The organism is Streptomyces sp. UF-297 (assembly GCF_058245575.1).
The window spans coordinates 1-25,640 of sequence record NZ_JBSIBZ010000071.1 but is presented as its reverse complement, the minus strand read 5'-3'; the positions used below and the strand labels follow the sequence as shown (position 1 = coordinate 25,640).

The window sequence follows — 25,640 nt, the reverse complement described above, 5'->3', positions numbered from 1 at the left end:
GTCCGTACGCCCTCCCTCGTACGTCCTCCTCCGTACGCCCGTGTCCGCAGCCCCCGCCCGTACGCCATCGCCCATACGCCCCGCGAGCCGACGCCCCCGCCCGGCCTGCCCGCCGTAGCCCCGAGATCAGGGCGACACCGGCGCACGCCACCAGGGAAGAAGGTCCCGACCCCGCGGGACCAAAGGCCTATGGCCTGTGGGACCCTTCGCCGTAATGATCTTGGTTTGGCCTTCCTGGCCTTGGTTTGAAGGGATGTAAAGGCACGTCATGAAGTTACGTACGGCTGTTCTCGCATCGTGTACCGCGGCGGTGCTGTCCGTCGGGGTCGTCCAGGGGTCCGCGCAGGCGGCGACCTCGGACCGGCCCGCCACCGCGGCCACGGGCAAGACCGCAGACAGCCCGAGCTCGTCCGGCCCGCAGCAGCTGGACGACACGCTGTGCATCTACAGCACCGAGGTCACCGACAGGACCACCGGTGGCTATGTCTGGGACGTGGGCAAACGCGCCTACGACCTGTGGAGCGGCAAGGAGTTCAAGGACAAATACGGCAGCCTCTCCTACGCCGACCAGATGAACAAGCTCCTGTACGAGCTCAACGTCAGCCAGCACGTCTTCGGGCACAGCTGGCTGGTGCACTTCAACTCCGGCGGCAAGTTCCACCGGAAGCTCGCGCAGGGCGGCACCGCCCATTACGACACCTACTCCTTCCAGCCGGTCGACCCGGACGGAAAGAACGGTGACGGATCGCCGGTCGACGGAATGTCCGTCAACTACACGGGCTACGACATCAATTCGCCGGGCAAGCCCCTGGTGGAATGGGACCGTCCGAGCCGCAAGCAGGACCAGAACGGTGCGCACTCCCCGCGCGCGGCGCGCTGCAAGACCCTCAGCGGGGCGCAGAAGACCGCGTTCCAGAAGGAGATCCAGCGGCGTACGGAGCTGGGTGAGAAGTACACCCTGCTCCCCACCTGGAACTACCTGCTGACGGGCGGCTGGGCCGGTTCGCCCGCCCGGAACTGCACCACCTTCGCCCTCCAGGTCTGGGACAAGGCGATGGCGGACACTCCCGGCGAGCGCATGGAGCCGACCACGGGCCTGCCCACCGGCGAGATCAACAAGCTGGGTGCCAAGGCCCCCGCCGATCTCACCCAGAGCGAGTTCTCGGCCTGGATCCCGGCGCTGGCCGGAAAGTGGATCCACGAGAAGAACGGCAACCGGAACGAGAACGCCGACGTTCCGCGCTTCGCCGACGACAACGCGTACCCCAACGGTGCCGCGGCCCCGAGCGCCGCAGCGCTGAGCCGGTAGCCGTACCGCACGGCAGCACACCGGATCGCGCCGCGTCACACCGCACCGCACCGCACCGCACCGCACCGTACGGGTTCCGTACGGGTGCCGTGCGGCATCGCCGGGCCCCCGCGCTTCTGCCCCCAGGAAGCGCGGGGGCCCGGCCCGCTCCCTTCGCGTCCCGTCGCGCACGGCTGCCTTGGCGCAGTAGTTCTGAAACGAACGGTTGGGAATGCTGTAGTGTGCTGCGCATGGCCCGCCCCAAGGAGTTCGACCCGCACGCCGCACTCGACGCGGCGATGGAGACCTTCCGTCGCCAGGGGTACGAGGCCACCTCCGTCCAGGATCTGGTGGACGCGCTGGGCATCAACCGCTCCAGCATGTACGCCGCCTACGGCTCCAAGCACGACCTGTACCTCAAGGCCCTGCGGCGCTACTGCGCCCTCCAGGCCGAACGGGCACAGGAGGGCCTGGCCGCCCCCGGCCCGGCGCTCCCCGCGCTGCGCGACTTCCTCCTGTCGTACGTGGAGGACGCGCTGGCGGACCCGGAGCGCACCGGCTGCATGGTCACCCATGGGGTGATGGAGCGCCTGCCGGGCGACGCCGACGCCGCGCGATGTCTGGGCGGCGCGCTGGGGAACCTGGAAGAGGTCTTCTCCTTCTTGCTGCGCCGCGCCCGCGCCGAAGGCGAGATCGCCTCCGACGTGGACGTACAGGCCGCGGCCCGCTTTCTGGTCACCTTCACCCAGGGTCTGCGGGTCATGGAGAAGGCGGCCGACCGCGCCTATCTGACCCAGGTGATCGACCAGGCGCTGAAGGCCGTCACCTGGAGCGGCTGACCTGCCGGTGCCGTTCGTACCGCATTGAGCCGTCCGTGCCGCATTGATCAACTCCCTTGCCCGTCAGGGGCTTTCGCGCGCCCTCATTCTGAAACGATCGTTTAGTTATGGGAGGAACCCCATGCCCAAGGCCGTATACGTCCTCGCGCTAGGCATCTTCGCCATGGTCACCGGCGAATTCGTGGTGGCCGGCCTGATGCCGGAGATGGCGCGGGGCCTCGGTGCCACCATCCCCGAGGTCGGCTATCTGATCACCGCCTTCGCCGTCGCCATGGCGGTGGGCGGCCCCTTCCTGGCGACCGCCGTGCTCAAACTCCCGCACAAGGCGGCCCTGATGGTGCTGTTCGCGATCTTCCTGGGCGGCAATGTGCTCGCGGCGCTGTCGACCGACTACGCGACGATGGTCACGGGCCGCGTCATCACCGGCGTCGCCTCCTCCGCGTTCTTCGGCGTCGCCCTGTCGGTGGTCGCCGAGATCACCGGCCCGCAGATGCGCGGCAAGGCGATCGGCGCCGCCATGAACGGGCTGATGCTCGGCACCCTGCTCGGGCTGCCCCTGTCGACCTTCGTCGGAGGGCAGCTGGGCTGGCGCGCGGCGTTCTGGGCGATCTCCGCGCTGACCGTAGTGGCCGCCTTGGCGACGATCTTCGGTGTGCCGTCCGTGGCCCGCGAGGGCGCGGGCGCCGGTTCCGTACGGGAGGAGCTGCGCGCCTTCAGGAACCCGCGGCTGTGGCTGGTGTTCTCCACCTCCACCCTCATCATCGGCGCCACCTTCTCCGCCTTCAGCTACTTCACCCCGATCCTCACCCAGGTCACCGGCTTCAGCGCGGGCTCGGTGCCGTGGCTGCTGGTCGCCTACGGGGCCGCGACCGTGGCCGGCAACGCCGTCGTGGGCCGCTTCGCGGACCGGCACACCATCGCGGTCCAGATCGTCGGCCTCGTGCTCAATGTGCTCTTCCTCGCCGGCTTCGCACTCTTCGCCGAACTCGCCGCGCCCACCGTGCTCTTCATGCTCGGCATCGGCCTGGTCGGCGTCACCATGAACCCGGCGATGATCACCCGTGTGCAGCGGACCGCGAACGCCCGCCCCCTGGTGAACACCGTGCACTCCTCCTTCATCACCTTCGGCATCGTCATCGGCTCCTGGCTGGGCGGCGTCGGCATCAACACCTACGGCCTGCGGGCCCCGCTGGTGCTCGGCGTGATCATGGCGTTCCTCGGCATCTTCACGCTGCTGCCGGACCTGCGTGGGGCGGTAGGGGCGCGCGGGGCGTTCGGGGGCGGGCGTACGGCCGACACCTCCACCCCCGCGCCACAGAAGGCCGGGGTGTGAGCGACGCGCCCCGGATTCTTTGCAGTACGAATGTATCGATGCGGCGATACGGGTAAATGGCCGAATCGTTGCGACGCTACGCGCTGTATGTCCCATTTGACCGAACCTTCGCTCTCGCTCTACAGTACTTATGTACTAGTTCGCGAGCCGGTCTCCTCTCGGCGCCCGAACCGCACCGCACACGGCAAGGAGTCAGGAAGATGAAGATCGCAGTTCTGGGAACCGGTGGCGGCGGCCGCGCGCACGCCGCGAAGCTCGTCGAGCTGGGCCACGAGGTCTTCGTCGGCACTCGCGACCCGAAGGAGACCCTGGCCCGTACCGAGCCCGACATGATGGGCAACCCGCCCTACGGCCAGTGGCTCGCGGGCCACCCCGGCATCACCCTCGTCACCTTCGCCGAGGCCGCGGCCGCCGCCGACGTGGTCGTCAACGGCATCGACGGCCACAACGCGGTCCGGGCCCTCACCGGCATCGGCGCCGACAAGCTGGCCGGCAAGGTCCTGATCGACTACGCCGTGCCGTTCCTCTACAACCCCGACGTCGAGCACCCCTGGCCCACCCCGTGGGGCGTCATGCCGAGGCTCGACCCGGTCGACATCGACAGCCTCGGCGAGCAGATCCAGCGCGCCCTGCCCGACACCAAGGTGGTCAAGGCCTTCGTCACCCAGGAGCAGGACACCGTCGTCAACCCCCGGTCCGTGGGCGACGACCACACGATGTTCGTGGCGGGCGACGACGCCGACGCCAAGCGGGTCGTCACCGACCTGCTCGCCTCCTACGGCTGGAGCGACGTCATGGACCTGGGCGGCCTGGTCTCCTCGCGCGGCATGGAGATGTACGCCCACATGCACAGCGCCATCGGATTCGCCGTCGGCGGCCACTTCGGCATCAAGGTCGTCCGCTGACACCACTCGGCGGACGCGGCCGGCAGAGGGCATGCGGCACTGCGCCGCATGCCCTCTGTGTTGTATTCGGGCACGCCAATACCGGCCCCTGGCACGGTAATTGAGCCGGGGTCATTTCTTTGCGTATTCGGATTTCTGCGGTAATGATTCGGGTATGTCACGCACCTTTGATGAACTGGTGGACGAGGCCGATTCCGTATCCGTGGACGGGTGGGATTTCTCCTGGCTGGACGGCCGGGCCACCGAAGAGCGCCCCTCGTGGGGCTATCAGCGGCTGATGGGCGAGCGGCTGGCCCGCGCGCGGGCCGCACTCGACATCCAGACCGGCGGCGGCGAAGTCCTGGCCAAAGCCGGGAAACTGCCGCCGGTCATGGCCGCCACGGAGTCCTGGCCGCCGAACGTCGCCAAGGCCACCCGCCTGCTGCGGCCGCTGGGCGCGGTGGTCGTCGCCGACGAGGACGAGCCGCCGCTGCCCTTCGCCGACGGGGCGTTCGACCTGGTCACCAGCCGCCACCCGGCAACCGTGTGGTGGACCGAGATCGCCCGCGTACTGGAGCCCGGCGGCACGTACCTCTCCCAGCACGTCGGCCACGCCAGCGTCTTCGAACTCGTCGAATACTTCCTCGGCCCACAGCCCGAGGCCCGCGGGCGGCGCCATCCCGACGACGCCCGCCGGGAGGCCGAGGCCGCCGGACTCGACGTCGTCGACCTGCGGTTCGAGCGGCTGCGGATGGAGTTCTTCGACATCGGCGCGGTGGTCTATTTCCTGCGCAAGGTGATCTGGATGGTCCCGGGCTTCACCGTCGACCAGTACCGCGACCGGCTGCGCGAACTCCACGAGAAGATTCACAACGAGGGCCCGTTCGTGGCCCATTCGAGCCGCTTTCTCATCGAGGCGCGGAAGGCGGACCGTACGGCAGACCGATAGACCGTTTCCGAAAGCGGCCGACCGGCGGCGGGCCAGGGGAATCCGTGGCGAGGCAATATCACCTCACCGCGGATTCCCCCGCCCCCCGACCGGATTCCCGGTCAGGCCGACGCGACCAACTCCACGTAATCCGGGCTCCACAGATCCTCGTCGCCCTCCGGCAGCAGCAGGACCCGGTCCGGGCGCAGCGCCTCGATGGCGCCCTCGTCATGGGTGACCATCACGATCGCCCCCGGATAGTCGGCGACCGCGCCCAGAACTTCCGTGCGCGAGGCCGGATCCAGGTTGTTGGTGGGCTCGTCCAGCAGCAGGACGTTCGCACCGGAGTGGACCAGCGAGGCCAGCGCCAGCCGCGTCTTCTCGCCGCCGGAGAGCACCCCGGCGCTCTTGTCGGCGTCGTCCCCGGTGAAGAGGAAGGCCCCCAGTACACGGCGGACCTCGCCGTCGGTGAGGTGCGGCGCCGCGGCGGCCAGGTTCTGGCGGACCGTACGCGCCGGATCGAGGGTGTCGTGCTCCTGGGCGAAGTAGCCCAGACGCAGCCCGTGGCCGTGCACCACCCGCCCGCCGTCCGGCGTCTCGTGCCCGGCGAGCATGCGCAACAGGGTCGTCTTTCCCGCGCCGTTGAGCCCGAGCACGACCAGACGGCTGCCGCGGTCGACGGCCAGGTCCACGCCCGTGAGCACCTGATGGTCGCCGTACGCCTTGGCCAGGCTGACGGCCCCCAGCGGTGTGCGCCCGCACGGCTCCGGCTCAGGCAGCCGGATGCGGGCGACCTTGTCGCCGCGGCGCGCGGGCTCCAGGTCCGCGAGCAGCCGGTCCGCGCGGCGGGCCATGTTCTTGGCGGCCACCGCGGTCGCCACGTTCGAGCGCATCTTGTCGGCCTGGGTACGCAGCGCCGCCGCCTTGCGCTCGGCGTTGGACCGCTCGCGGGCCCGGCGCCGCTCGTCGGCCGCGCGCTGGGCGAGGTAGGCGTGCCAGGTGGTGTTGTGGATGTCGATGGCGGCCCGGTGCGCGTCCAGGTGGAAGACCCGGTTGACGGTGTCCGCCAGCAGGCCGGTGTCGTGGCTGATCAGCACCAGGCCGCCCGGATACCCGGCCAGGTAGGTGCGCAGCCAGGTCACCGAGTCGGCGTCCAGGTGGTTGGTGGGCTCGTCCAGCAGCAGGGTGTCGTGGCGCGAGAAGAGGATCCGCGCCAGCTCGACCCGGCGCCGCTGGCCGCCGGACAACTCGCCCACCGGCTGCGCCAGTACGCGCTCGGGCAGCCCGAGCCCGGCGGCGACCCGCGCGGCCTCGGCCTCGGCCGCGTACCCGCCGAGCCCCTGGAAGGCGTCCTCCGCGCGGACGTAGGCGGCCATCGCACGGGCCTGCGCGGACGGGCCGTCGGCGGCGGCCATCGCGCCCTCCGCGGCACGCAGCGCCGCCACGGCGCGGTCCAGGCCGCGGGCGGACAGGATCCGGTCGGTGACGGTGGTGGCCGGGTCCGCGGCGCGCGGCTCCTGCGCGAGGTAGCCGAGCGAGCCGGTGCGGCGCACGCTCCCGGCGGCCGGCTGCGCCTGCCCGGCCAGGGTCTTCATGAGAGTGGTCTTGCCCGCGCCGTTGCGGCCGACGAGGCCGATGCGGTCGCCGGGGGAGATGTGGAAGGAGAGGTCGGACAGCAGCAGACGGGCGCCGACGCGCACGTCGACACCGCGCACGGTGATCATGGGATTACGCTCCGGAAAAGCTCAAGGACACACGGGTGGCGTGAAAGCGGGTGTCCGAGCTAAGAAATCCGGGGCATAGACATGCGTACCAGGGTAGGCGCTGGGACCGACGGGCGCACACGGATTTTCCGGCGCCGCGGCGCGGGGCCGTACGGGGCGGCGTGCCGACCGTCCTTGCCGGGTCTCGCGAACCGGTCCGCTGCGCGTTCCTGTCGGGTCTTGCGTACCGGCCAGCCGTGCCCGGTACGGCGCCGCGTCCGTACCGCGTGATCCTTCGGCGCCGCGGTCGGCCGGAATGGGATATTCAGTGGCCGATCAGGTGCCCGTTCGGCACGCTTTTGGCCATGGACTCCCAGCTCAGCGACGGGCCAGGTCATTCCTGGCTCGGTGCCCCGATCGACGCCCGTTGTCTCTTCGCACCTGAGCAGGGCGCGCTGATGGCCACGCTGCGTGGCCTGGCGCCCGCGGACTGGCGGAAGGAAGCGGTGCCGGGCTGGACCGTACGTGATCTGGCCGCCCACCTCCTGGGCGACTTCTACGGACGCCTCGCCCGCGACCGCGACGGGCACACGGAGGGGCCCGCCTTCGCGCCGGGCGAGACGCTGGAGACGTTCATCCACCGCATCAACCAGGAATGGGTGGAGGCCTGCCGCCGGGTGAGCCCGGCCGCGCTCGTCGACACCCTGGACCTGGTCGGCGGTCAGCTGGCCCGCTTCTTCGAGACGACCGACCCCGACTCCCCGTCGCTGGGCGTGTCCTGGGCGGGCGTCGACCCGGCGCCCATGTGGCTGGACAGCGCCCGCGACTTCACCGAGTTCTGGACCCACCGCCAGCAGATCCGCCACGCCACCGGCCAGGAAACCGACCCCGACCCGCGGTTCCTGTCCGTGGTCCTGGACACCTTCCTGCGGGCCCTGCCGCACACCCTGCGCGACGTCGACGCCCCCGCCGGCACGCAGATCCGGATGCGCATCGACGGTCCGGCGGGCGGCACTTGGACCGCCACCGCCACCGCCACGGCCACGTCCACCGCCACGTCCACGTCCACCTCCGCCGCCCCGGCCCCCGGGCCTCGCTGGTCCCTGGCCGAGGCGGACGCCGGGCGCCCCGCCGCGACCGTACATCTGCACCAGGAGACCGCCTGGCGGCTGTGCGCCCGCGGCATCCACCCGGCCACCGCCCTCGCCCTCGCCCGCATCGACGGTGACCGCCGACTGGCCGAAGCCGCCTGCCGGATCGTGTCCATCGTCTACTGACCGCCCCCGCGGTGCGCCGGGCCGTCCGCTGTCCCCCTTGCCGGTCAACTGCGGCCCCGCAGCCGGGGACCGCAGTCACCAGGCCGGCGCCACGGAACCCCCGTCCTCCGGTGGCTGCGGCCCCGAAGATCCTGAGCCGTCCACGGCCGGAGGCGAGGAGCCGCTGTCCGTACGGCACCACCGGACCTCATCGCCGAGCGGCCGCACCTCACGGGCGCGGTGCGACCACCCCCGCCACGAACCCTTCGGGGCGGGGGCCGCGTCACGGACGGCGCACCCGCTCCCGCGCGCGACGCGAGGTCAGTCGTGCGGCGGCCGCCCTGGTGGCAGTCGGCGATCGCGAGGGTGCCGCCGGTGCGGGTGGCCCGGTCGGCACGGGCGAGCGTGTCCGCCGCGCCGCAGACACCACGGCCTGGCTCCGCGCTGCCCGGCCGGCCGCATGTGTCCGCCGCACGCCTGGCCCATCAGTCCACCGACTCCTGTGCCGCGAGTGACGCGCGGCGCCCTTCGAGGCGTCCGGGGCTGGGCCACCGTACGTCGCTGACCCAGCCGAACCGCTCGAAGAGGCGGATGACGGCCGCCGTCGGGTCGATCTGGCCCCGGTCCACCCCGTGCCGGGCGCAGGTGGGATCGGCGTGGTGCAGGTTGTGCCAGCTCTCGCCGAAGGAGAGCAGCGCCAGCGGCCAGAAGTTGGTCGCCCGGTCGTGCCGCCGGGTACGGAACGGGCGCCGCCCGACCATGTGGCACAGCGAGTTCACGCTCCACGTCACATGCTGGAGCAGCACGATCCGTACGAGCCCGGCCCACAGCAGCGCCGTCAGCGCGTCGTGCAGGGTGCCGCCGATGGCCCACCCGAGACCGAACGGCAGCGCGAGGCTGAGCGCGCACCACAGGGGAAAGGTGCGCGAGAGCAGCCGCATACCGCGGTCCGCGAGCAGATCGGGGGCGTAGCGCTCGGCGGGTGTGCTCTCGGTGCGCAGGAGCCACCCGAGGTGGGCGTGGCCCAGCCCGCGGAGCCGGCCGCGCAGGCTCGTACCGAAGCGGTACGGCGAGTGCGGGTCACCGGGGCGGTCGGTGAAGGCGTGGTGCCGCCGGTGGGTGGCGACCCAGCCGATCAGGTCCCCCTGGAAGCTCATCGACCCGGCGACGCCGAGCGCGATACGCAGCGGGGGAGCGGCGGTGAAACTGCGGTGCGTCAGCCCCCGGTGGAATCCGGCGGTGATCCCCAGACCGGTGACGACATAGAGCCCGAACGCGATCAGCACATCGGCGGGCCCGATCACCCGTCCCCACAGCACCCACCCGGCGAGCGCCACGGCCAGCAGCGGAAACATCACGATGCCGCCGGTCAGCACGAGTTGCAGCCGCTGACCGGCGGTACGGGCCCGGGCGCGGCGGTCCGGCCCGGCGGCGGGGAAGGGGGCGTTGCCGTCGTACCCGGGGGCCGGTGGCGCCAGGTCGGGTGGCGGCGATGACGGCGATGACGGTGGTGTCGGCGACGGCGGCCACGACGGTGACAGTGGCGACAGCGGTGCCGGTGGCGACAGCGGTGCCGGTGCCGGTGGCGGTGCGCTGCGAGTGGGCACTTCGGGCACTTCGGGCTCCTCGGCCGTGGTGGTGTGGGACGGTGCGGCCGGGGGCTGGGGCTGCCGGAGAGTGCGGACCGTACGGAAGGTGCAGAGGGTACGGAAGGTATGGAGGCGGCGGAGAGGGGAGCGGGCCGGTGGCGGCGCGTAGCCGTACCTCGGCCGGGGCAGCCCCGCTCAGAGGTGCCGCGGCCCCGTCCAGGTGCCGGTGCGGCGGGCGGCCGCCATGATGCGGTCCGCCTGGGCCGCGGAGGCCTCGGGCGGTACGACGAGCAGGTCGCAGCGGCCTACGCCGACGGAGAGGAGGCACACGTTGTGCCGATGCCCTTTGACGACGGACCAGTTGATGTGCACCACGCGGTCGACGAGCGCCATGCGGCGGGGACTGGCGAGCCACATGGTGGCGTCGACGGTGACCCGGGTGATGCGGCCCCAGCGGGGCGTCAACTCGGCGAGCAGAGGCGGCAGTTCCTCGGTCAGGTCGCGGGAGCGGGGCCACCACGCCCCGTCGATCCGGTGGACGCCGGAGCCCGGCGGCTGCAGAGCGAGCCGGGGCGGGAGGGCGGGCGGTGCGGGGGACAGCGGTGCGCTGATCGTGCTGGTCATGGCGGGGGCCTGTCTCCGGACGGTTCGTCCGGGGTGGTCGGGTGTCCGGGGCGTACGGATACGGATACGGGTAGGGAAACGGGGACGCCCGGGAGCTCGTCGTGGTGCGGGTGACCGGGCACCGGCCAGGGCAGGCCGGGCCCGGAGGCCTCGGCGCCGCGGGCGGTGTCCACGGTGAGATGGAGCCTGGTTCCGCCGCCGAGGGGATCGGCGGGGTAACTGCGCTGCTCAGTGGCGGCGAAGTGACGCCGGAGCACGTCGGCGACCTGCCGGGCGGCTTCGGGGGACGCCGCGATGATGCGCACCTCGGCCTGATCGGCGCCGGGGACCGCGGGTGCGGCAGCCGACGCGTTCTCCGGGCGCGCGGTGAAACGTGCTGGGCGGACGGACTCCGCCCGGTGGTGCGTCATGGGACCAGGCGTTCTGTGCCGGACTGCTCCGGTACGGCCTCCGCCGCCAGGCTCCGGTCCGGTGGTGTCAGCGCCCCCGCGACGAGCATCAAGCCGCTCGCCGTGAGGGCGTTGCGCGGGTCCGCCGCGGCGGCCATCAGCAGGCGTGCCGTGGCGGGAGGTGTCTGCGGAGGAACGGTCAGCAGGTCCCAACGGCCCACGGTGTAGGAGAGCAACAGGAGTTTGTGCGGGTCCTGTTCGGCCGCGAACCAGCCGACGTGCATCACCCGGTGCCCGACGACGCCCCGTGTCGCCACGGAGACCTTGCGCGGGATGTCCGGCCAGTAGGCGGGGTTCACCGCGACACGGGTGATCCGACCCCATAGGGGATCCAGCACGGCGGCCAGCAAGGGCAGTTCATGTGACAGATCCCGGGAGTAAGGCCACCAGGCGCCGTCCAAGGGGCCTGGAGTACGGCGTGTCGGGGTCAAGGACAGCCGGGCCGCCCGGCGCACAGGGCGGGAACCGTCCAACGGACGGTCCGGCTTCGGTGCGGTGAACACGGTCACGCTACGGCCCCACCCCGGGCTCACGGCGACCGACGCCATCCGCCCGGTGGTTGTCGTTCGCCGAGAACGACCTCGGCATGGGAGCCGGTGTGCGAAATGCCCTCGGTGGTTCCAGGGTACTCCAGCGGTCATGCGATCGGGTTCCGGCGGGACCGATATCCGGCCCTTCGCCCATGAGTGTCGTGCCGTGAACTCCCGTGCGCCGGTGCGGTGTTGCTCACAAGGCGGTGTACGGACGCGGCTCGACCACCGCCTTCACGAACCCCTCGGGGCGGGCGGCCGCGGTGCGGAAGGCGGTGGGTGCGTCGTCGAGGGAGTAGCGGTGGGTGAGCAGGTCGGAGGGGTCGAGCCGGCCCGAGTCGACCAGGGCGACCGCGGTCCGCATGCCGGACAGGATGGTGTCGAGGTCGCGGAAGTGGGCGTTGGCGATGCGCAAGGCGCGTTCGTTCCAGCGGGCGATGTCGATGGTGCGGGGGCCGCCCTGGTGGTAGCCGACGATCGCGAGGGTGCCGCCGGTACGGGTGACCTGACCGGCGAGGGCGAGTGCGTCCTCCGCCCCGGTGGCCTCGTACACCACATCCGCACCGTCCGCACCGTTCGCGCCATCGGCGCCGGTGGTCTCCGCGACGGCTTCGGCCAGGGACTCCGTACGCAGATTCACCACCCGTGTCGCGCCCCGGCCGAGCGCCTCGGACAGGGGCTCGGGGCGGCGGCCCGCCACGATGACCGACCGGGCGCCCTTGAGGACCGACAACCGCTGGACGAGGCGGCTGATGAACCCCGTGCCGATGATCACCACGTCCGCGCCCATCCTCGGGGCGGCCAGCTCAACGGCGTTGACGCAGCAGGCCAGCGGCTCGGCGACGGCAGGGAAGGGGCTGCCGGGGCGCACGGGAACAGCGTGACGCGCCTCGATGACCATGAACTCCGTATAGCCGCCCCCGGGAACCCAGGACGCCACCTGATCACCGGGCTTCAGGGACCCGCCGTAGCCATCACCCCCGTACTCATCGTCCCCGTACCCGTCGCCCCTGTACCCATCGCCCCCGTCCTCCTCAGGCGCGATCTCTTCGACCACACCGGCGACTTCATGACCTATCTCGACGGGATAGCGATCGGCCTTGCCCAGCCACTGATCGACTTCCGACGCGCACACCCCGCACTGCGTGACCCGCAGGAGGGCCTGACCGGCCCGCAGCGGCGCCAACTGCCTGCGCCGCGTCTCCACCTTCCCGGGGCCAGTGATCAGAACTTGCTTGGTTGTCAGCACGACAGCGAATTCCTCTCTCCTCGTCCGGTGTGCTTCGCTCGTGCCCCGAAAGGGGCGCGGGGCTGCGTCGCTATGCGGCTTTGCCGCGCGGGCGCGACCAGCCACGACGCACCCGCGGACGAAGCACCCGCGGACGAAGCACCCCACGGAGCCCGTCACCCATCGGCCGACGGCCGAACCCGCGTGACCGGCGCCAGTCCCGCGATGACGACCGCGGCCACCGCCAACACCCCCAAAGCAGTCGGCAGCCCCACGAGCGTCGCCAGGCCGCCGATGATCGGCGAGACCAGCAGCCAGCCGAGATTGCCCGCGAAGCCGACCTGGCCCATCGCCAGCGCCGGATTCGGCAGCGCACCCGCGGCGGTGAACGCCCCGGGGAACACCGCGCTGATCCCGGCACCCGCCACGACCAGCGCCACCAGCGTGGTCACCGGCTGCCCGACCAGCAGCGCGGCAGTGAGCGCGACGGCGCAGCACAACGTCCCGATACGGATCAGCCGGACCCACCCGAGCCGGTTCACCAGCCAGTCGTTGAGCAGCCGCGTGACGACCCCGCCGGCGGAGAAGGCGGCGTACCCGGCGGCGGCCGTCGCGGCATCCGCGCCCACCTGCCGCAGATACACACCGCTCCAGGAAGCGGGCGCGTCCTCCACCAAGGCGGCGAGGAAGGTCATCAGGGCCAGCAGCAGTACGGCCAGCCGCCCGTTCATCCCCCGCGTCGCCGCACCGGCCCTCGCCCCCTCCGGTACGTCCGCGGCCCGCTCCCGTACCTCGTCGGTGCGTTCCCGTACCTCATCAGTACGCTCCCGTACGCCCCCGCTCCCCGGGACCTCCTCCGGCTGAAGCCCGCAGGCCGCCACCGCCGACACGACGGCCAGTACCACCGCCATCGCCACGAACTGCGTGGTCAGCGTCAGCCCGAGGGACGCGGTGGCGACCCCGGCCAGCCCGCCCGCCACGGCGCCGATGCTCCGGATGGCGTGCATGGAGTTGAGCACGGTCCGCCCGTACTGCCGCTGTACGACGACGGCCTGGGCGTTCATCGCCACGGACGTGCACCCGTCGGCGGCACCGAGCAGCACCAGCAGCGCCATGAGCACCCACGCGGAATGCGCGGTCGGAATGAGGCCCAGCGGAACGCTCAGCAGTACCGGCGCCAGCGCACTCACCGTACGGCTGCCGAGCCGGTGCACCATCAGCCCGCCCGCCTGACTCCCGGCGAGCGCCCCGAGCCCGGGACCCGCCAGGATCAGCCCCAACATCCCTGCGGACAGGTGGAGTTCATCCTGTACGGCGGGCACGCGGGCGGCCCAGGAGGCGAACACGGCTCCGTGCACGAAGAAGATCGCCGACACCGCCACCCGCGCCCGCCGCAGCCGTACGGACACGGCTGCCGGACGGCCCTCACGCGTCACCGGACTGCCCTCACGCTTCACCGGGCAGCCCCGCCTCCGCAGTGCGACGTTGTCCCTCCGCGGGCCCCGGCCGCGCCGCGGGCACGTGATGACCGTCCCTCCCGTACGGCGCCGACGGGGCGCGCGACCCGTACCCGCCGTCCAGGACCTCCCGCAGGTGATCGGCGAGCCGCAGCGTCAGGGCGATTCCGGGCAGTACGGGCCCGGCCGAGTCGAGCGCCGGGAAGACGGCCGGGCCGGCGACGTAGACGTTGTGGGCCGCGTGCAGACGGCAGTTGGAGTCGGTGTGCGAGCCGTGTGGATCGGGGGCCAGCGGGTCGGGCTCCAGTGGATCGGGCCCCAGTGGATCGGGCCCCATCCGCAGCGTGCCCATCTCGTGGTGACCGCAGCCGAGCGGCTCCCGGCGGTCCTCCGCGCCGAGCGCGGCGGCCAGCCCCTCACCCTCGCCCAGCGGTACGAAGCGCCCGCTCCGCAACACCTCGACGCCACCGTTGCCCACCAGGGCACGGACCACCGCATCGGCCGAACGGTCCATCGCCTCCCAGGTCCGCAGATCCGCCGCCCCGGGCGCGAGCCGTACATAAGCCCGCCGGGCACCGAACTCATCCCGCTCACCGAGCAGCGTCACCTCACCGATCCCGATCCCGATCCCGGTCCCGGCCCCTGCTCCTTCTTCCGCTCCTGCACCACCGCCATCCCCGGCCGCCGCTGCCGCTGCCTCGCCGACACTGGCGAGCGTGACGACAAGATGCCGCGGCGGCTCCCGCAACGCGCGCTCCACCGCCTCCACGTCATACCTGGGCGTATCCGCATACAACCGACGAGAAATCTCCTCAGGGACTGCGCCGACCCCGTAAGCAGTGATCTGGTGATGAAACCGCGTCGCGGGGCCCGACGGATGCGCACACGAGCCCCGCAGATGCAGCGCAACAGCACCCCACTCACGCGCCCCAACGGCCCCAACACCCCCTACGGGAAACGGGAACGGCACCCGCACCGTCACATTCGACCGCAGATGCGTCGTGAGCCCATGCGCCGCCCCCTCGCGCGGCTCCACCCCCTCGGCCCCCAGCACCAGCCGCGCGTTCTCGATCGTCCCGACCGCCAGCACGACCACGGCCCTCTCCGGTACGCGCAGCACCCCGCGACCGGTCTCGATCGCAACGACCCGCCCACGTTCCACCCGCAGGCCGACGACATGGCAGTCGGTGAGCACCTCCACCTCACCGGTGCCGTCCCGCAGCCGCTCGTTCAGCAACGGCGCCGAACTGAACCGCACCAACCGAGGCCCCTCCGCGCCCCGCACCACATCGATCGCCAGCGGCATGTTCAACCGCCGCGCCCAGCGCCCCACATCGCGCCATCCACCAACAGCGCCGCGCGCCTCCATGCCAACAGATGCGCGCACTCCGGAAGCCTCCGCCGCCTCAACAGCTGCTCGTTCGTCCACGACGCCGGCTGGGGCGACGGGCCCCCGAGCGCCGACAGCCGCCCGTACGCCAGCGGCGGGTCCCGGCGGCCCCGCCGACTCCCGTGCACCTTCCGGGCCTTGCCTGCCGGTGGCCTCCGCCGCTTCGGTCGGGTCGTGTACGGCGACGGATTCCCGTACCCCGCCGGCTGTCGGCACGTCCACAGGCTCCGACGATCCAGCTGGCCCGCGTACCCTCGCGGGACCTGAAGCGCTGCCGGGCTCCCGTGCCTCGGCGGCTGCTCGCCCGTCATCAGGTACCCGCGCCGTGACGGATGCCCGTTTGCCCGAGGGCCCCGATGGCCTGCCCGGCTCCCGTGTGCCCGCAGTCGTCGCTGCGCCGTTGGCCTCCTGCGGCGGGCCTACGCCGTTCCGGCTACTGCCGGTTTCCCGTACGTCCATGGCACTAGGTGCATCAGCAGTACCAGGTGCATCAGCAGCGGCAGGTACGTCGGCAGCGGCATCCGACAGCCCGCCCGAAGCCCGAGCCCGTACGCCCGCAGGACCCCGCGCACCGAGCGATCCTCCGACACTCCCCGGTCCCTCCGGAAGCTCCTCGGGAGGCCGGATCCCCAACAGCCGCCCCGCCGCCACCGCACCCACCACCCGGTCCCGCAGCCGACGATTCAGCTCGCCGTCGAAGTGCGGCGCGGGCCGTGTCAGGCCCAGCAGTTCAGCGGCGGCGGGCAGATACCGGTCGTCGAGCTCGGCCCGTACCCCGCTCGGCCAGTGCTCCCGTACGCCTTCCTGGCCCAGCTCCGGCCACACGCAGTACGCGCCCCAGAACAGCGACCGGCCGCCACCGCCGTACGCCAGCCCGTGGTACGGCAGATGGGAACGCCACGGCACCCGCCACCGCACGCCGTCCACCACAGGCGCGGCGGCCCCCGGCTCCAACAGGATCGGCGGCGGCACGGTCTCCTCCGCGACCGGGGCGTTCTGCACATGCTCCGCCCGCTCCAGCCGCCCGGACTCCAGCACCAACGTCCGTATCCAGCGCCCGACTTGGCCTAGCTGCCAGGCGAGCACCGACCCGAACGTACCCGCCCCGACGACGATGACGTCCGGCTCCTGCCGAGGCGTGAGCGGGTCCGTCTTCGCAGCGGTCATCGCCCGACCGCCCCCTCCGCGCCGCCCTGATCCGTACCGCTCAGGCCCGTACCGCACAGATCCAGATAGAGCAGCGCATGATCGCGGAACTCGCGCCACGCGAGATAGTGCAGCGCACAGTGATCATGCGCCGCCCGTCCCAACTTCTCCCGCAGCGAGGCGTCTTCGAGCAGCCGGACCACCTCCCGCCCGAAGCCCCGCAGATCCGCCGGATCGTCCACCAGCAGCCCGTTCACGCCATGGGCCACCTGCATACGGATCCCCCCGACCGAACTCGCCACCACCGGCCGCGACTTCCACATCGCCTCCGCCACCGCCAGCCCGAACCCCTCCTCCACACTCTTCTGCGCCACCACCGTCGCCCGCCGCTGCAACGCGTTGACCACCAACGCGTTCGCCCGCAGCTCCACCGCGTCATCGGCGAGCCCCAGCGCGACGAGATGGACGCGCCGACGCACCTCCACCGGCAGCGCCGCGCGGTCCCGCAGCACCGCCTCGAACACCGCCAGGTTCTCCGGATCATCCGCGATATCGGCCGGATCGGGCCCGGCCAGCACCAGATGCGCGCCACTCACCGGCGCGATGTGCCGTACGAAGGCGGTCAGCGTCCCGACCATGTCCTTCAACGGGTCCCACCGGCACAGCTGTAGCACCGTCGCAACGTCCGGCGGCAACGGCTGCTCCTGCCATATCCGTACGCGCCGCTCCAGGTACGCCCCGGTCGCCGCCTCGTACGTCCCCAACTCGCCTGATTTTCGGCGGAGTTGACCGACAGTAGTCGATTCCTCGGCCCCCTCGGCACCCCGCCACTCCGCCGCCCCGACCAGCCCGATCGACGCCAGTATCCCCTCTGCTTCCCCCTCCTCCATCGCCCGGCACTTCTCCGACGCCTCGTCGATGGACGGCGCGATGATCACGGCGCGCCGACTGTCCGCACCATCCAGATCCGGGCTGCCCACACCACCCGAACCACTCACACCACTCACACCACCCGAACTATCCGGACCACCCAGCCCCGGCGGCACGTACTGCGGCAACGAAAAGACACACCGCAGCGGCGCCGCGACAAACGGCTCCAGGAACTCCCACGCGGCGGCCACCGCCGGACGGCCGGGGGAGGAGGTGCCGATATGGCTGCGCCAGGCCACCCGCATACCGGCCCGCCCCAGCGCCGGCGCCATTCCCAGCGTCTGCGGATCGTGCAGCAGCACCAGATCGCCGGGTGTCATGTACGGCAGCGCCTTGCCCGCCGCCTCCCGCGTCGTACGCTCGTACACCGCGAACTCGGCGTCACCCAAAGCCCGTCCGCTGCCGAAGCTGCCGTGAAAGAGATGATGCAGCTGCTTGGTGATCCCGAAGAACTCCTGCCCCGCCCGCACCACCAGCCACCGCGCCCGTAACCCGGCCGCCGCATGCCGCGGCATCGCGGAACGCAGCAACTCCGCCACCCCGCCACCGACCGCCGTGGTGTTGATGTGCCAGACGGTACGGCCACCGAGCGCACCCCGCGCCGCCGCAACCACCGCATCAACACCACTCACCTCATCGGCACCCGCGTCGCCAACAAGCGCGTCACCAACTCCCACCACCCGCGCGCCCCCTGGCGCCTCTGCTCTCGCCTTCGCCACCAAGACTTCGGCCACCTCGACCGCCCCCGCCGAACCGGCCACCTCCGTCGTACCAGCCACCTCACCCATCGATCCGCACCACCGATCCCGTGAAGTCGAGCTCCACCGTGACGTCGCCGCGCCGATACCGCCAGCTCCCCTCCCGGGCGGGCAGCGGCACGTACGGCCCGGCCAATCGCTTCTTCAGCGCTATGAGCCGCCGCGTACCGTTCAACACCGAATCCGCGTCGGCCATTTGATCCTCGACATTCCGCCCCGGATCACCCAACGGCAACCACGGCTCCCCGGCCGTAAAACCACCCGATTCCCCCCGCTCCCAGCGCATCGGCGTACGGCTGGCGTCCCGCGGCCACGGCGCCTGATCCCGCCCCCGCCCGACCGGAATCACCGTGTCCTCCATCCCCAACTCGTCGCCCTGGTAAAGAACACAGGCACCGGGCAGAGTCAGCAGCATCGCCAGCGCCATTCGCGTCTTGCGGTCATCGCCTTCGCACCAGCGCGTAGGGAAGCGCGACAGATCATGATTCGACCCGAGCCACACCGCGCAGTCCTCCGGCCCGAGCGCTTTCAGCCACCGCTCCACGCACTCCCGTAACGCCCCCGCCTCGAAATCGGCGAACAGCAGCGGAAAGTACTGCGGCAGCTGGAGCTCGTCCCCCTTGCCGTAATACGCGACCAGCTCACCCGGCTCCGGGACCCACGTCGCCCCCATCAACAGCCGCGGCGGATCGTACCGGTCCGCGATCGTCCGCCACCGCCGCAGCACATCGTGCACCTCGGGCTGATGGGCGCTGTGCACCGGCCGCTGCCCACGGTTGAGATCCCACATATGGTCTCCCGCGCGCGCCACCGGGTTATCCCTCAACTGCCGATCCTTCAGAATCACATAACACGCATCGATCCTGAACCCGGCCACCCCTTTGTCGAACCAGAACGCCAGAATCTCGTCGAACTCGGACCGCACATCCTCGTTCCACCAATCCAGATCCGGCTGTTCCGGAAGATAGCTGTGCAGGTAGTACGCCCGCTCCGCGTCGTCATGGGACCACGCCGGAACGTGCAGCGAACTCACCCAGTTATTGGGCCGCTCCGCCCACACGTAATAACTGCGCTTCGTCTCCCGCGACTTGAACCACGGATGCTCAACACTGGTGTGATTCGGTACGAGATCCAGCATCACCCGGATTCCCCGCCGCCCGGCCTCCGCCACCAGCCGCTCGAAGTCCGCCATGCTGCCCAGCGAAGGATCGATCGCCCGGTAATCCGTTACGTCGTACCCGTAGTCATGATTGGACGAAGCGGTCACCGGCGTACACCAAATGGCATCCACGCCAAGCCATTCCAGATACCCCAGCCGGGACACGATGCCGCCGATATCCCCGACGCCGTCCCCGTCGGAATCCGCGAACGACCGCACATACACCTGATAGATCACCGCATTGCGCCACCACTCCTGATCCCCCATGACCCAACCTCCCGAGGTGCGCCCACGGGCTCCCCGGCATGCCACCGTCCACCGCACCCAGGGGTACCCACCAGAACTGACACCCCGTCACCGTGACACATCCCACCCCATCCGTAACACCCCCTGTACGACCGGACCGACCGCCGAGCAGTCAAGAATCCGGCCGTACGCTGCACTGTTCTGCCGTATCGCTGCCGTACGGATTCGCCGACGCCGACCGACGCCGGTCGGCAGCCGAGCAGCGCCGACGCGAACGAGCCCGGCGTCCGCCCCTCCCCGTGACAAGTCGATGCCAGGTCTCGCCCCGCCGTCCGCGCATCGCCGAAGACTGGTCGACGGAAATTGCGGAAAACCCGCAATGCGGCGCAACGCAACGCAATGCGATGGAGTACTGCACCAATTCCATCAATCAATGGTGTCTGTGACTGTCAATTCTCAGCTCCTGTCGTCGCGTCATGGTGCACGCGCGCCCCGTATATGAACCGCGGCCCGCAGTTGGTCTGGACTATTGACGGGATTCAAGTCGCCCCATCCGCACCCCCGCACGCCGTATGCGCACGCACTCGCATTAACGAAGCAATTCGAATAGATGCTGTTATAGAGTCCGCGATCAGAATCCAGGCCGGGCCCCGTTCGGGGCCAGCTGTTTGCCTGGTCACAGCAACAGGAGATTCATGCCGTCCCGAATATCGCTGCGTCCCTCTCTTGTCGCGGGCGCGATAGCCACCGCAGCACTTTTCCCCCTGGTGACGCCCCTGCCTGCGGCCGCCGATGACAGTTCGGTCAGCTACGGAGGCCTACAACTGCACCTGCCCCAGGGCTGGCGCGTGGTCGATCTGGCGAAGAACCCGGAAGCCTGTCTGAGACTTGACCAGCCCACGCTCTACCTGGGCCGCGCCGGGAGCCAGGCCCAGTGCACGGGGCGCGCCGTGGGCGAGCGGGCCGACACCGTGCACCTGGAGCCGCTGGAGGGCGCGCCCGAGCGCGTCGACATCCCCACCGAAGCCGTGCCGAGCGGCACCGAACTCCCGGACAGCCGACCCGACTCGGCCAGCGGCCAGGTGCGGTACGCCCTGGAGCAGTCGCGCCTGATGGCGACCGTGTCCTACGTGCAGTCCCCGGCCGTCGTCGAGCGGATCATCGAATCCGCCACCTCCAACGCCCCGTCCCGCCGCAAGCGTTCGCTCACCCCCACGTACGAGCCTCCGGCGCCGCCCACCGACATGGTCGTACCCGGCGCCTACAAGGGCGAGGGCTTCGACGCGTGCACCGCCCCCACGCCGGAGCGGATGAAGGCCTGGCGCAAGGCCTCCCCGTACCGCGCGATCGGTATCTACATCGGCGGCGGCGCACGGGCCTGTGACCAGCCGCAGCTCAGCGCCGAATGGGTGCGCCAACAGGCCGCACAGGGATGGCACTTGATGCCGCTCTGGGTCGGCCCGCAGCCCTGGCACCGATCCGTAAAGCCCGGCAACACGCTGGACAAGAACCCCGCCAAGGCCGCCGAGCAAGGACGAGCGGCGGCGAACGGCGCCGCGGAGACCGCCGCCAAGCTGGGCCTGGGCAAGGGCACGGTCCTCTACAACAACGTCGAGAGCTACGACGACCGCGACGTCTTCGACCCCCTGGTCGTCTCCTACCTGTCGGCCTGGACCGAGCGTCTGCACGAACTGGGCTACCGATCCGGCGCGTACGCCCACAAGAACTCCGGTATCCAGGCCCTGCGAAGCCACCGGAACACGTCCGGCGCCACCACCCCCGACGTCCTGTGGGCCGCTAACTGGAACGGCGCCGCCGACGTCTCGGACTCCTCCATGGGCCTGTCTCCCGGCGAATGGACCGGCCGGCGCGCCCATCAATACCGCGGCGACATCCGCGAGACGCACGGCGGAGTCACCATCGCCATCGACCGCAACTACCTCGACGTATCCGCCTCCCGCCCGAACCCGCCCACCAAGGACGACGAGGACACCATTACCGGAAGGACCTCGAAGCAGCCCAAGGCCCCCAAGGACGACAACCCGGCCACCCCCGCCCCCAAAACCGAACTCCTCCCGGGCCAGCGCCTCAACCCCGGCGAAAAGCTGGTGTCCCAGCGCGTGGAACTCCGCATGCAGCAGGACGGCAACCTGGTCATGTACCACAAGGCCGGCGGCGGAGCCCTGTGGGCCACCCAGACCCACCGCAACCCCGGCGCGTACCTGAAAATGCAGGACGACGGAAACCTGGTCCTCTACAAAAAGGACGGCGCCCAGGGCAAGGGCGGCGCCCTCTGGTCCTCCAAGACCTACAAGAAGAGCCTCGGCTCCTCCGTCCACCTCCAGGACGACGGCAATTTCGTCCTCTACAAAAAGGGCGGCCGCGCCAAGAGCGACGCCCTTTGGCACACCGGCACCTACAAGCGCCCCACCATCCTCACCGCCGGTATGGAACTCCGCCCCGGCCAGTGGATGGAGAACAAACTCACCACCGTCCTGATGCAGCGCGACGGCAACCTGGTCGTCCAGAACCGCACCACCACCGCCAACCTCTGGGCCAGCGGCACCTCCGGCACCGGCAATTACGCCCGCATGCAGGACGACGGCAACTTCGTCCTCTACTCGAAGTCCGGTGGTCAGGGCAAGGGCGGCGCCCTCTGGTCCTCCCGCACCTACAAGAAGAGCCTCGGCTCCTATCTCCACCTCCAGAACGACGGCAACTTCGTCCTCTACTCGAAGTCCGGCGGCCAGGGCAAGGGCGGCGCCCTGTGGTCCTCCAAGACCTACAAGGGCATCCGCGACAACTGATCGAGTCACCCGCCGTGGCGCGGGCGGTGGCACAGTCCCACGCAGTCCGCGCCACGGCGCCATCCGAGCGGCGGCGTCCTCACCCGGCCAGCCGCACGGGCTCCCGGTCCGCTCGCGCAGCTCCCCGCTTCCCGTGAGGCTGACCGTATGAGCGATCACACCGGACGGCAGCAGCAGCCTCCAGGGCAGCCGCAATGGGGACACAGCCCCTACGCACCCCCGCCGGTGCCGAAGAAGCGCCGCACCTGGCTGTGGGTCTTGCTCGCGGTGCTCATCCTGATGGTGGGCGGCTGCGTCGCGGTGGTCGTCAGCATCGGCAAGGAAGTGTCGAAGGAAGTCACGGTCACCTACGAGGTCACCGGAAACGCCTCCAACGTGGCCATCACCTACAGCACGTGGCACGACGACGATGTCTCGACCAGCCAGGAGACCGTCCGCTCGCTGCCCTGGCGCAAGAAGCAGAACACCTCAGGACTGGCCAAGGGCGGCACACTCACCGTGACCACCGGGGAATCCGGCGGTCAGGTCAAGTGCTCCGTGGTCGTAGGCAACGGCAAACCCAAAACAGCCACCGCCTCGGGCCCCTTCACAACAGCCTCGTGCAGCGGCTTCTAGAACCGCAGAGCATTCCCCCGACAAAGCGACGAGGCCCCTCGCCCATCTCCGCAGAGATGTCGAGGGGCCTCGCTCGTATGCCGGTCCGCCCGGAATCCTAGATGTCGAAGTACAGCTCGAACTCGTGCGGGTGGGGGCGGAGCTGGATCGGGGCGATTTCGGCGGTGCGCTTGTAGTCGATCCAGGTCTCGATGAGGTCGGAGGTGAAGACGCCGCCCTGCTGGAGGTACTCGTTGTCGGCCTCGAGGGCGTCGAGTACGGCCGGGAGGGAGGTGGGGACCTGGGGGACGCCCGCGTGCTCTTCGGGGGCGAGCTCGTAGAGGTCCTTGTCGATGGGCTCGGCGGGCTCGATCTTGTTCTTGACGCCGTCGAGGCCGGCCAGGAGGAGGGCCGAGAAGGCGAGGTAGGGGTTCGAGGACGGGTCCGGGGCGCGGAACTCGACGCGCTTGGCCTTCGGGTTGGAGCCCGTGATCGGGATGCGCATGGCGGCGGAGCGGTTGCGCTGGGAGTAGACCAGGTTGACCGGGGCCTCGAAGCCGGGGACCAGGCGGTGGTAGGAGTTCACCGTCGGGTTGGTGAAGGCCAGCAGCGAGGGGGCGTGCTTGAGGATGCCGCCGATGTAGTAGCGGGCGGTGTCCGAGAGGCCCGCGTAGCCCTGCTCGTCGTAGAAGAGGGGCTCGCCGCCGGACCACAGGGACTGGTGGACGTGCATGCCCGAGCCGTTGTCGCCGAAGATCGGCTTCGGCATGAAGGTCGCGGTCTTGCCGTTGCGCCAGGCGACGTTCTTGACGATGTACTTGAAGAGCATCAGGTCGTCGGCGGCGGCGAGCAGCGTGTTGAACTTGTAGTTGATCTCCGCCTGGCCGGCCGTGCCGACCTCGTGGTGCTGGCGCTCGACCTTCAGGCCGGCCTTGTCCAGCTCCAGGGAGATCTCGGCGCGCAGGTCGGCGAAGTGGTCGACCGGCGGGGCCGGGAAGTAGCCGCCCTTGTAGCGGACCTTGTAGCCGCGGTTGTTCTCCACCGCACCGGTGTTCCAGGCGCCGGCCTCGGAGTCGATGTGGTAGAAGGACTGGTTCGCCGACGTCTCGAAGCGCACGTTGTCGAAGACGTAGAACTCGGCCTCGGGGCCGAAGAAGGCGGTGTCGGCGATGCCGGTGGAGGCGAGGTAGGCCTCGGCCTTCTTCGCCACGTTCCGCGGGTCACGGCTGTACTGCTCGCCGGTGATCGGGTCGTGGATGAAGAAGTTGACGTTGAGGGTCTTGTCGCGGCGGAACGGGTCCACGCGGGCGGTGGAGAGGTCGGCGCGCAGGGCCATGTCGGACTCGTGGATGGCCTGGAAGCCACGGATCGAGGAGCCGTCGAAGGCGAGCTCCTCGGTCGGGTCGAACGCCTCTGCCGGAACCGTGAAGTGCTGCATCACACCGGGCAGGTCACAGAATCGGACGTCGACGAACTTGACGTCCTCGTCCGCGATGAACTTCTTGGCCTCATCGGCGTTCTGGAACATCCAACTCCTCCTAGCCCGGCCGCAGGGGGAGCGGACCCGGGGTTGCTACTCGGAGCGCGTCCATGTGCGGTGGCGCGCTCGCTTGACCTTAGGTAGGCGGGATTTCTCAAGCATGACCCACTTGTTTCGCCGAGGTTAACCGGCGGGAGCCCTTCATTACGCCTCATTGTGACAAGGAACAAGCACTTTCGGGCCGTCCCGGGAGCCCGGCTTCGAGGCGTCCTCAGGGCGCTGTTCGAGCCCCGAGGGGCAGGGAACGTATGCGGTCGCAGTACCGTGGACGGGTGGACAACAGGCAAGCAATCGGATCGTGGATCTCCGGGCCCCGCGAGGCAGCCGAGAACATGGGCGTCGACCTCGGATACCGCGGGCAGCGGCTCGGACTGCCGGAGGAGGGGCCGGGCTCGATCGCGCGTCCGGGCCGCCGCATCGCGGCACTCTTCATCGACTGGGTGCTGTGCATGGTCATCGCGTACGGGCTCCTGAGCGGCGGCAAGATGCAGTCGGCGAGCAACTGGGCGCTGCTGGTCTTCGCCGTGCTGAGCGTGCTGACCGTGGGCACGGTCGGCTTCACGCCCGGCAAGCGGCTGCTGGGCCTGCGCGTGGTGAGCGAGGGCGGCGGACGGCTGTCCCTGCCGCGCGTCGTGCTGCGTACGGTCCTGCTCGTCATCGTCATCCCCGCGGTCATCTGGGACCGCGACGGCCGCGGCCTGCACGACCGCCTGGCCCGGGCCGTACAGGTACGGATCTAGCCGTACGAGCACGCGGGGACGGGCTCTCCAGCCGTACGGGTACACGCTTTCGTACGGTACGCACGGGGGCGGGTCCCAGTACGCGGGTACGTCTCGGTACGCAGGTGCGGGGCCCGTACCGCCCCGCGGGAAGTGTCATGACATACGGCGGGGGGGGGGGGGGGGGGGGGGGGGGGGGGGGGGGGGGGGGGGGGGGGGGGGGGGGGGGGGGGGGGGGGGGGG

General features: G+C 70.5%; 20 protein-coding genes. 9 read left to right on the top strand and 11 right to left on the bottom strand.

The genetic code is table 11. The annotated features are described in order from the left end of the window. Window positions 1-268: 268 nt before the first annotated feature. The 5 genes from AC4IJH_RS31515 to AC4IJH_RS31495 all read left to right on the top strand — a co-directional run bounded on the left by AC4IJH_RS31515 (window position 269) and on the right by AC4IJH_RS31495 (window position 5,293). A complete protein-coding gene (locus AC4IJH_RS31515) occupies window positions 269-1,309 on the top strand; it encodes a hypothetical protein (RefSeq protein WP_490855340.1) in 1,041 nt (346 codons plus the stop codon). A 230-nt stretch (window positions 1,310-1,539) separates the two neighbouring features. Next, the gene (locus tag AC4IJH_RS31510; protein ID WP_490855339.1) at window positions 1,540-2,127 is read left to right on the top strand and encodes a TetR/AcrR family transcriptional regulator; all 588 of its coding nucleotides are present in this window, start codon (window positions 1,540-1,542) and stop codon (window positions 2,125-2,127) included. Window positions 2,128-2,248: 121 nt separating this feature from the next. Then, a complete protein-coding gene (locus AC4IJH_RS31505) occupies window positions 2,249-3,460 on the top strand; it encodes an MFS transporter (RefSeq protein WP_490855338.1) in 1,212 nt (403 codons plus the stop codon). 200 nt (window positions 3,461-3,660) lie between these two features. Next, on the top strand, window positions 3,661-4,365 hold the full coding sequence (locus tag AC4IJH_RS31500) for an NADPH-dependent F420 reductase (protein WP_490855337.1): 705 nt from the start codon (window positions 3,661-3,663) through the stop codon (window positions 4,363-4,365). A 154-nt stretch (window positions 4,366-4,519) separates the two neighbouring features. Next, on the top strand, window positions 4,520-5,293 hold the full coding sequence (locus tag AC4IJH_RS31495) for a methyltransferase domain-containing protein (RefSeq protein WP_490855336.1): 774 nt from the start codon (window positions 4,520-4,522) through the stop codon (window positions 5,291-5,293). Between the two features lie 101 nt (window positions 5,294-5,394). Here the strand turns inward: AC4IJH_RS31495 and AC4IJH_RS31490 are convergent, their stop codons facing one another. Continuing rightward, window positions 5,395-6,996, bottom strand: a complete 1,602-nt coding sequence (locus AC4IJH_RS31490) for an ABC-F family ATP-binding cassette domain-containing protein (protein ID WP_490855335.1) — start codon at window positions 6,994-6,996, stop codon at window positions 5,395-5,397. Window positions 6,997-7,340: 344 nt separating this feature from the next. On the opposite strand from AC4IJH_RS31490, the gene AC4IJH_RS31485 reads away from it, so the two are divergent. Further along, window positions 7,341-8,252, top strand: a complete 912-nt coding sequence (locus AC4IJH_RS31485; RefSeq protein WP_490855334.1) for a maleylpyruvate isomerase family mycothiol-dependent enzyme — start codon at window positions 7,341-7,343, stop codon at window positions 8,250-8,252. 464 nt (window positions 8,253-8,716) lie between these two features. On the opposite strand, the gene AC4IJH_RS31480 is transcribed toward AC4IJH_RS31485, so the two are convergent. From AC4IJH_RS31480 to AC4IJH_RS31440, 9 genes are all read right to left on the bottom strand, one after another. Then, window positions 8,717-9,709, bottom strand: coding sequence for an acyl-CoA desaturase (locus AC4IJH_RS31480; RefSeq protein ID WP_490855367.1), 993 nt, complete (start codon window positions 9,707-9,709; stop codon window positions 8,717-8,719). A gap of 306 nt (window positions 9,710-10,015) precedes the next feature. Further along, window positions 10,016-10,444 carry a DUF5994 family protein gene (locus AC4IJH_RS31475; protein WP_490855333.1) on the bottom strand — a complete coding sequence of 143 codons (429 nt, stop codon included), beginning with the start codon at window positions 10,442-10,444 and terminating at the stop codon, window positions 10,016-10,018. Further along, complete coding sequence (locus AC4IJH_RS31470) at window positions 10,441-10,854, bottom strand: hypothetical protein (protein ID WP_490855332.1); 414 nt, start codon at window positions 10,852-10,854, stop codon at window positions 10,441-10,443. Before AC4IJH_RS31470 ends, AC4IJH_RS31475 begins: the two co-directional genes overlap by 4 nt. Next, window positions 10,851-11,441: a DUF5994 family protein gene (locus tag AC4IJH_RS31465; protein WP_490855331.1), complete on the bottom strand. Its 591-nt coding sequence runs from the start codon at window positions 11,439-11,441 to the stop codon at window positions 10,851-10,853. Before AC4IJH_RS31465 ends, AC4IJH_RS31470 begins: the two co-directional genes overlap by 4 nt. 178 nt (window positions 11,442-11,619) lie before the next feature. Next, window positions 11,620-12,672: a zinc-binding dehydrogenase gene (locus AC4IJH_RS31460; RefSeq protein WP_490855330.1), complete on the bottom strand. Its 1,053-nt coding sequence runs from the start codon at window positions 12,670-12,672 to the stop codon at window positions 11,620-11,622. A gap of 155 nt (window positions 12,673-12,827) precedes the next feature. Further along, complete coding sequence (locus AC4IJH_RS31455; RefSeq protein ID WP_490855329.1) at window positions 12,828-14,087, bottom strand: MFS transporter; 1,260 nt, start codon at window positions 14,085-14,087, stop codon at window positions 12,828-12,830. Window positions 14,088-14,097: 10 nt separating this feature from the next. Beyond that, a complete protein-coding gene (locus AC4IJH_RS31450; protein ID WP_490855328.1) occupies window positions 14,098-15,477 on the bottom strand; it encodes a hypothetical protein in 1,380 nt (459 codons plus the stop codon). Between the two features lie 1,184 nt (window positions 15,478-16,661). Further along, window positions 16,662-18,362 carry a glycosyltransferase gene (locus AC4IJH_RS31445; RefSeq protein ID WP_490855327.1) on the bottom strand — a complete coding sequence of 567 codons (1,701 nt, stop codon included), beginning with the start codon at window positions 18,360-18,362 and terminating at the stop codon, window positions 16,662-16,664. Continuing rightward, a complete protein-coding gene (locus tag AC4IJH_RS31440; RefSeq protein WP_490855326.1) occupies window positions 18,355-19,758 on the bottom strand; it encodes an alpha-amylase family glycosyl hydrolase in 1,404 nt (467 codons plus the stop codon). Before AC4IJH_RS31440 ends, AC4IJH_RS31445 begins: the two co-directional genes overlap by 8 nt. Window positions 19,759-20,432: 674 nt before the next feature. On the opposite strand from AC4IJH_RS31440, the gene AC4IJH_RS31435 reads away from it, so the two are divergent. Both AC4IJH_RS31435 and AC4IJH_RS31430 read left to right on the top strand, forming a co-directional pair. Next, window positions 20,433-22,544 carry a glycoside hydrolase domain-containing protein gene (locus AC4IJH_RS31435; protein ID WP_490855325.1) on the top strand — a complete coding sequence of 704 codons (2,112 nt, stop codon included), beginning with the start codon at window positions 20,433-20,435 and terminating at the stop codon, window positions 22,542-22,544. Between the two features lie 147 nt (window positions 22,545-22,691). Next, a complete protein-coding gene (locus tag AC4IJH_RS31430; RefSeq protein WP_490855324.1) occupies window positions 22,692-23,159 on the top strand; it encodes a hypothetical protein in 468 nt (155 codons plus the stop codon). 97 nt (window positions 23,160-23,256) lie between these two features. Here the strand turns inward: AC4IJH_RS31430 and glnA are convergent, their stop codons facing one another. After that, window positions 23,257-24,666, bottom strand: coding sequence for a type I glutamate--ammonia ligase (glnA, locus tag AC4IJH_RS31425; protein WP_490855323.1), 1,410 nt, complete (start codon window positions 24,664-24,666; stop codon window positions 23,257-23,259). Window positions 24,667-24,950: 284 nt separating this feature from the next. Here glnA and AC4IJH_RS31420 point away from each other — a divergent pair, with 284 nt between their 5' ends. Then, window positions 24,951-25,418 (top strand): RDD family protein, encoded by a 468-nt coding sequence (locus AC4IJH_RS31420; protein WP_490855322.1) that lies wholly within the window; start codon window positions 24,951-24,953, stop codon window positions 25,416-25,418. The last annotated feature ends 222 nt before the right edge of the window (window positions 25,419-25,640 follow it).

Bases quoted from the DNA above. Each gene is read 5' to 3' on its own strand.
- AC4IJH_RS31510 (WP_490855339.1), top strand. From the start codon at position 1,540: ATGGCCCGCCCCAAGGAGTTCGACCCGCACGCCGCACTCGACGCGGCG.
- AC4IJH_RS31435 (WP_490855325.1), top strand. From the start codon at position 20,433: ATGCCGTCCCGAATATCGCTGCGTCCCTCTCTTGTCGCGGGCGCGATA.
- AC4IJH_RS31470 (WP_490855332.1), bottom strand. From the start codon at position 10,854: ATGACGCACCACCGGGCGGAGTCCGTCCGCCCAGCACGTTTCACCGCG.
- glnA (WP_490855323.1), bottom strand. From the start codon at position 24,666: ATGTTCCAGAACGCCGATGAGGCCAAGAAGTTCATCGCGGACGAGGAC.
- AC4IJH_RS31475 (WP_490855333.1), bottom strand. From the start codon at position 10,444: ATGACCAGCACGATCAGCGCACCGCTGTCCCCCGCACCGCCCGCCCTC.
- AC4IJH_RS31450 (WP_490855328.1), bottom strand. From the start codon at position 15,477: ATGGAGGCGCGCGGCGCTGTTGGTGGATGGCGCGATGTGGGGCGCTGG.
- AC4IJH_RS31440 (WP_490855326.1), bottom strand. From the start codon at position 19,758: ATGGGGGATCAGGAGTGGTGGCGCAATGCGGTGATCTATCAGGTGTAT.
- AC4IJH_RS31445 (WP_490855327.1), bottom strand. From the start codon at position 18,362: ATGGGTGAGGTGGCTGGTACGACGGAGGTGGCCGGTTCGGCGGGGGCG.
- AC4IJH_RS31495 (WP_490855336.1), top strand. From the start codon at position 4,520: ATGTCACGCACCTTTGATGAACTGGTGGACGAGGCCGATTCCGTATCC.
- AC4IJH_RS31490 (WP_490855335.1), bottom strand. From the start codon at position 6,996: ATGATCACCGTGCGCGGTGTCGACGTGCGCGTCGGCGCCCGTCTGCTG.
- AC4IJH_RS31430 (WP_490855324.1), top strand. From the start codon at position 22,692: ATGAGCGATCACACCGGACGGCAGCAGCAGCCTCCAGGGCAGCCGCAA.
- AC4IJH_RS31505 (WP_490855338.1), top strand. From the start codon at position 2,249: ATGCCCAAGGCCGTATACGTCCTCGCGCTAGGCATCTTCGCCATGGTC.
- AC4IJH_RS31515 (WP_490855340.1), top strand. From the start codon at position 269: ATGAAGTTACGTACGGCTGTTCTCGCATCGTGTACCGCGGCGGTGCTG.
- AC4IJH_RS31485 (WP_490855334.1), top strand. From the start codon at position 7,341: ATGGACTCCCAGCTCAGCGACGGGCCAGGTCATTCCTGGCTCGGTGCC.
- AC4IJH_RS31465 (WP_490855331.1), bottom strand. From the start codon at position 11,441: ATGGCGTCGGTCGCCGTGAGCCCGGGGTGGGGCCGTAGCGTGACCGTG.
- AC4IJH_RS31500 (WP_490855337.1), top strand. From the start codon at position 3,661: ATGAAGATCGCAGTTCTGGGAACCGGTGGCGGCGGCCGCGCGCACGCC.